A 6132-nucleotide genomic window follows, 5' to 3' on the forward strand; every position below is an offset into this window, starting at 1 on the left:
ATCAGTATGGTTTGAAGTAGTCGAAGGGTTCGCGGCAGTCGATGCAGCGGTACAAGGCTTTGCAGGCGGTCGAGCCGAATTGCGCGAGACGCTCGGTGTGCGCCGAGCCGCAGCGTGGGCACGACGGCGCGGGCAGCGCGCGGGGTACGAATCGCATCACCTTTTCCTGCACGGGCGCAGGCGAACCGCAATTGCCCGTGGGCGGCGCGATGCCGTAGGCGCGCAGTTTTTCGCGTGCGTCGGCGGTCATCCAGTCCGTGGTCCAGGCAGGCGCGAGCACCGTGGCGATCCGATAAGGCTTGAGCTCCGCCACGTCGAGTGCATGCGCGACGTCCTCGGCAATCTGCGACATGGCCGGGCAACCGGAGTAGGTCGGTGTGATCACGACTTCGAGCGTGCCGTCGGCGGCGCGCCGCACGTCGCGCAGGATGCCGAGCTCGCGAATCGACACCACCGGAATCTCCGGATCAGGCACCGCTTCGAGCACGGCCCATGCGCGTGCGAGCGCGGCGTCGGTCGTGTCAGTCATGTCGTTTGTGCGAAGGGCAGTCGAAGTCGTCATCGTCGGATTACCAGGTGGCGCCGGGATGCTGGCGTGCAAGGCTCTGCATTTCGGCCAGCACGAAACCCATGTGCTCGGAATGCTCGCCGTGTTTGCCGGTCGTGATGTGCTTGACCGGCTCGGGCAGCGTCAAGGTGGCTTCGTCGAGCGTGGCGCGCACGTCGTCGAGCCACGCCGCTTCGAGGTCCGACGTCAACGGGCCGATGCCGGCTGCTGCAACGACTTCCTCAACGGCGTCCGTGCTGAAGAATTCGCGCGTGTACGGCACCAGATAGTCCAGTGCGGCTTGCGCTCGGCGATGCGATTCCTCGGTGCCATCGCCGAAACGGATCAGCCACTCGCGCGCGTGATGCACGTGATAGCTGGTTTCCTTGATCGACTTCGACGCGATCGCCGCCAGCTGCTCGTCGGTGGATGCCGTGAGCGCCGTCCAGAGATGCGCCATCAACGTCGAGTAGAGGAAATTGCGGACGATCGTGACCGCGTAATCCTTCTCGGCTTGCGCGGTGGCCGACAGCGGGCCGACATGCGGCAACTCGGCGAGCGTGTAGTTGGCGAATTCGCGCTCGGCGCGAAAGTACGCGTAGTCGTCTTCCGTGCGGCTTTTGCCGGTGAGCTGTTGCTCGAGCGACGCGGCATGCGTGTACAGCAGGCGCGCCTGGCCGATCAGGTCGAGGCTCATGTTCGACAGAGCGATGTCCTCTTCGAGGATCGGGCCGTGGCCGCACCATTCGGTATTGCGCTGACCGAGGATCAGCGCGGTGTCCGCGAGGCGCAGCACGTATTGGAGATGTTGGGGCGTGATGTTCATGGCCGCACTTACATGTGGTTGACTTCGTCGGGGAGCGTGTAGAACGTCGGGTGGCGGTAGATCTTGTCGCCAGCCGGTTCGAACAGCTCCGCCTTGTCTTCCGGCGCGGACGCCGTAATCGCCGACGACGGCACCACCCAGATACTCACGCCTTCCTGGCGCCGCGTGTAGACGTCGCGCGCCATGCGCAGCGCCATCGGCGCGTCGGCTGCGTGCAGGCTACCGCAGTGTTTGTGGTCGAGTCCCTGCTTGCTGCGCACGAAGACTTCCCAAATCGGCCATTCCTTGTTCATTGCAGATCTCCTGAGATGCTTTGTCTGGCATGCCGCGCTGCTTAGGCGGCGTGCTGTTGTGCGCGCTGGCGCTGCTTGTCGGCGTGGGCGAGGGCGGCTTCGCGAACCCAGGCGCCGTCGTCGTGGGCTTTGACGCGGGTGGCGAGACGCTCGCGGTTGCACGGACCGTCGCCGTTCACCACGCGCCAGAATTCTTCCCAGTCGATGTCGCCGTAGTCATGATGGCCGCGCGCTTCGTTCCATTTCAGGTCCGGATCGGGCAGCGTGACGCCGAGCACCTTGGCCTGGTCGACGGTGGCGTCGACGAATTTCTGACGCAGGTCGTCGTTCGAAATGCGCTTGATGCCCCATTTTGACGACTGATTGCTGTGGATCGAATCCTTGTCGCTCGGGCCGAACATCATCAGCACCGGCCACCACCAGCGATTCACCGCCTGCTGGACCAGTTCACGTTGCGCTTCGGTGCCGGCCATCATCGACATGAGCGCGTCGAAACCCTGGCGTTGGTGGAACGACTCTTCCTTGCAGATGCGGATCATGGCGCGCGCGTACGGGCCGTACGTGCAACGGCACAGCGGAATCTGGTTCATGATCGCCGCGCCGTCCACCAGCCAGCCGATCACGCCGACGTCGGCCCATGTGGGCGTCGGGTAATTGAAGATGCTCGAATATTTGGCTTTGCCCGAGTGCAGCGCCGCGATCAACTGGTCGCGCGACACGCCGAGCGTTTCCGCCGCGCTATATAGATAGAGGCCGTGGCCGGCTTCGTCCTGCACTTTGGCAAGCAGAATCGCCTTGCGCTTCAGGCTGGGCGCGCGCGTGATCCAGTTACCCTCCGGCAGCATGCCGACGATTTCCGAATGCGCGTGTTGCGAGATTTGCCGGACCAGCGTCTTGCGGTAGGCCTCCGGCATCCAGTCCTGAGCTTCGATCTTGCCGTCGGCGGCCATGACCGCGTCGAACTGCGTCTGCTCGGACGAGTCTGCGCCCGCATCCAGCGGGGCGACATTGCCGGGAATATCCAGGGATTGCGTGTACATGGGGACGCTCTCTGCGGAAGTTGTCTGTGTGCGCACAGTATAAGCCAACCGACCGGTCGGTTAATAAATTTTTTGAGATGGGTCGATTGGGCCGATAGGGGCTTGGGCGGTTTCCTTGGCAAGCGTTTCGTCTGCGCCGGCGCCCCGCCCCCACACTAAACCTATAAAATTGCGAATTGGCCACGATTTGCGGCCTTCCTGCATCCCCCGGTACTCATGTTACGTCTAAGCGAAATCAAACTCCCGCTCGATCATCCCGAGAGCGCCCTCGAAGCCGCCGTGCGTGCGCGCCTCGCGGAACTCGGCGTGGCCGCGGACGGGCTCATCCGATACACCGTGTTTCGCCGCGCGCACGATGCGCGCAAGCGCGCCGACATCAAACTCACGTACATCGTCGATGTCGAGGTCGCGGATGAAGCGGCCGCGCTCAAGCGACTCGCCGATGTGCCGCACTGCGGCGTGACACCGGACATGGCCTACCGGTTCGTTGCCAAAGCCCCGGCGCAGATGACCGCGCTGCGCCCGGTCGTGATCGGCATGGGGCCGTGTGGCCTGTTCGCCGGCCTGATCTTGGCGCAAATGGGCTTCCGGCCGATCATCCTCGAGCGCGGCAAGGCCGTGCGCGAGCGCACCAAGGACACTTTTGGCCTGTGGCGCAAGTCGGTGCTTAATCCCGAGTCGAATGTGCAGTTCGGCGAAGGCGGCGCGGGCACCTTCTCGGACGGCAAGCTGTACAGCCAGATCAAGGATCCAAAGCACTACGGCCGCAAGGTGCTCGAGGAATTCGTGCGAGCCGGTGCGCCGGAAGACATTCTGTTTCTAAGCCGGCCGCATATCGGCACGTTCCGGCTGGTGAGCATGGTCGAAAAAATGCGCGCGACCATTCACGAGCTGGGCGGCGAGGTGCGTTTCGAAAGCCGCGTCGACGATATCGAGATCGATCAGGGCAAGGTGCGCGGGCTGAAGCTGTCGACCGGCGAAACGCTGCGCTGCGACCATGTGGTGCTGGCGGTCGGTCATAGCGCGCGAGACACTTTCCAGATGCTCAACGACCGCGGCGTCTATATTGAGGCGAAGCCGTTTTCACTTGGGTTCCGCATCGAACATCCGCAAGGTTTGATCGACCGTAGCCGTTTTGGCAAGTTTGCCGGTCACAAACAGTTGGGCGCCGCCGACTATAAGGTGGTGCATCACTGCAGCAATGGCCGCGCTGTATACAGTTTTTGCATGTGCCCTGGCGGCACCGTTGTGGCGGCGACGTCCGAGCCGGGTCGCGTGGTGACCAACGGCATGAGCCAGTACTCGCGGGCGGAGCGGAACGCCAACGCGGGGATCGTCGTCGGCATCACGCCGGACGACTATCCGGGCGGCCCGCTCGCCGGCATCGCTTTTCAGCGCAAGTGGGAAGAGCGGGCTTTCGAGCTCGGCGGCGGCAACTATATGGCGCCGGGCCAACTGGTCGGCGACTTTATCGCCGGCCGGCCGTCCACGTCGCTGGGTTCGGTGGTGCCGTCGTACAAACCCGGCGTGCATCCAACCGATCTCAGCACCGCGCTTCCCGACTATGTGATCGAGGCCATTCGCGAAGCTCTGCCGCAGATGGACAAGAAGATCGCCGGCTTTGCAATGCACGACGCGGTGCTGACGGGCGTCGAGACGAGAACGTCGTCGCCGATTCGCGTGCGTCGGCGGGACGACTACCAAAGCATGAACGTCGAAGGTCTGTATCCGGCTGGCGAAGGCGCAGGGTATGCCGGTGGGATCTATTCGGCGGCCATCGACGGAATCGAAGTCGCTGAGGCGCTCGCGTTGAAGATGGCCGGGGCACAGGGGGCCTGAGTCGGCGGAGCGCAGGGAACGCCGTCGCGCGGACCCGCGACGGCTGGTGCGATCGGGCACAATGCACGTTTCGCCTCGAACCGACCACCCGAATGACCATTCGCACCTTGGCTGCCGCATGCGGCGCGGCGCTGCTTGTCCAATTTGCCGTTTCCCCAACCGTTTTCGCCGCCGACGCCCCGGCACATTGGGTCACCGCCTGGGCGACAGCGCTGCAACCCATCCCACAGCGGGCGGACTTGCCGCCACTCTATCGCGCGCCGGAAGTAGCCGGGCGCACGGTTCGTCAGATTGTGTATCCGACACTGTCCGGAAAGTCGGCGCGAGTCCACCTCAGCAACCGGTACGGCAAGACTCCGCTCGTCATCGAAGATTTGCGTATCGCACGCTCGGCGGGTGGCGCGGCGGCGGCTGGTAACGGCGAGGCGCGCGTGACGTTCGGTGGCAAGAGCGCGGTTTCGATTCCGCCGGGTGGCGAGTTGGACAGCGACCCCGTCGCTGTCGATATTGCCGAAGGTGCGCCTTATGCGGTCAGCGCGTTTACTGGTCCCGAGCAACGTATCGTGGCTTGGCACCGCGTGTCGAACCAGGTGAACTACGTTTCGGCGCCGGGTAACCACGCGGCGGACGCTTCCGCGGAAGCGTTTCGCGCCCGGTTCACGCAATATGTATGGGTGACGGGGTTGTCGGTGGATGCGGCACCTGCATCCGCCGCCGTTGCCGCGATCGGCGACTCGATCACGGACGGCATGCGCTCCAGCCTGAACCAGAATCGCCGCTGGCCGGACGCGTTGGCGCGCCGGTTCGCCGCTAGCGGCGACCGGTCGACCGCGATCGTCAATCTGGGGATCAGCGGCAACCGCTTGCTGAGCGACTCCCCTTGCTACGGCGACGCGCTCGCGACGCGCTTCGAGCACGACGTGCTCGCACGCCCGGGCGTCAAAACGGCGATTCTGCTGATCGGCATCAATGACATCAACTTCGCGGCGATGCCGCCGCGTAATGGTCTCGACTGCGACTTCCCGCACACTTCGGTGACGGCTGCCGATCTGATCGCCGGGTACCAGCGGTTGATCGCCGCCGCTCGGCACGCCGGTGTGAAGGTATTCGGTGCGACGCTGACGCCGGCGTCGCTCCCGCCGCAGCGAGAAAGCATTCGGCTCGCCGTCAATCAGTGGATTCGGACCAGCCATGCTTTCGACGGCGTCGTAGATTTCGACGCTGCGCTGCGCGATCCGGCGCAGCCGGACCGCCTGCAGCGTGGCTTTGACAGCGGCGATCACATCCATCCGAGCGACGCCGGCTACACAGCTATGGCCGAGGCGGTTCCGATGGACGCAGTGGTGAAATCGACCCGCAGGTGACTCGCCAAAAAAGATTTCGGTCAAACCCTTGTCATATGGCTGATGTTCGCCTAAGATTCGCCTCCTCGTTTGCAAACGAGGGCCGCGGCAGAAACCAGCGGCCGTAGCGCCACAAGGTTTTAAGCGAAAGCGAAAAAATGTTGTTGACGAAACGAAAAAGAGCCTTCATAATCTCGTTTCTCTGCTGCTGATGCAGCGACGCAGAACGAAGCGGTGCCGGGTA

The 6132-nt window shown here is 63.8% G+C and carries 7 protein-coding genes; 2 read left to right on the forward strand and 5 right to left on the reverse strand.

Going from position 1 to position 6132, the window contains the following annotated elements:
* Position 1: 1 nt before the first annotated feature.
* The 4 genes from paaD to paaA are packed head-to-tail and all read right to left on the reverse strand — an operon-like array spanning position 2 to position 2706.
* Positions 2 to 562, reverse strand: a complete 561-nt coding sequence (gene paaD / locus P0D80_RS17710; RefSeq protein ID WP_408285710.1) for a 1,2-phenylacetyl-CoA epoxidase subunit PaaD — start codon at positions 560 to 562, stop codon at positions 2 to 4.
* Positions 563 to 569: 7 nt separating this feature from the next.
* Positions 570 to 1373: a 1,2-phenylacetyl-CoA epoxidase subunit PaaC gene (paaC, locus tag P0D80_RS17715; RefSeq protein ID WP_132376686.1), complete on the reverse strand. Its 804-nt coding sequence runs from the start codon at positions 1371 to 1373 to the stop codon at positions 570 to 572.
* An 8-nt stretch (positions 1374 to 1381) separates the two neighbouring features.
* Positions 1382 to 1666, reverse strand: a complete 285-nt coding sequence (gene paaB, locus P0D80_RS17720) for a 1,2-phenylacetyl-CoA epoxidase subunit PaaB (RefSeq protein WP_007179854.1) — start codon at positions 1664 to 1666, stop codon at positions 1382 to 1384.
* Between the two features lie 41 nt (positions 1667 to 1707).
* The gene (gene paaA / locus P0D80_RS17725) at positions 1708 to 2706 is read right to left on the reverse strand and encodes a 1,2-phenylacetyl-CoA epoxidase subunit PaaA (RefSeq protein WP_132376687.1); all 999 of its coding nucleotides are present in this window, start codon (positions 2704 to 2706) and stop codon (positions 1708 to 1710) included.
* Between the two features lie 216 nt (positions 2707 to 2922).
* Between paaA and P0D80_RS17730 the strand changes: the two genes are divergently transcribed.
* Together P0D80_RS17730 and P0D80_RS17735 are read left to right on the forward strand one after the other, a co-directional pair.
* Entirely contained in the window at positions 2923 to 4545 is a 1623-nt protein-coding gene (locus P0D80_RS17730) for an NAD(P)/FAD-dependent oxidoreductase (protein WP_408285713.1), read from the forward strand.
* 92 nt (positions 4546 to 4637) lie between these two features.
* On the forward strand, positions 4638 to 5909 hold the full coding sequence (locus tag P0D80_RS17735; RefSeq protein ID WP_408285715.1) for an SGNH/GDSL hydrolase family protein: 1272 nt from the start codon (positions 4638 to 4640) through the stop codon (positions 5907 to 5909).
* A 31-nt stretch (positions 5910 to 5940) separates the two neighbouring features.
* Here the strand turns inward: P0D80_RS17735 and P0D80_RS17740 are convergent.
* A partial coding sequence (locus P0D80_RS17740) for a hypothetical protein (protein ID WP_408285717.1) occupies positions 5941 to 6132 on the reverse strand: 192 nt, incomplete at its 5' end.

Source organism: Paraburkholderia sp. RL17-373-BIF-A (genome assembly GCF_046030175.1).
Classification (GTDB): Bacteria; Pseudomonadota; Gammaproteobacteria; order Burkholderiales; family Burkholderiaceae; genus Paraburkholderia.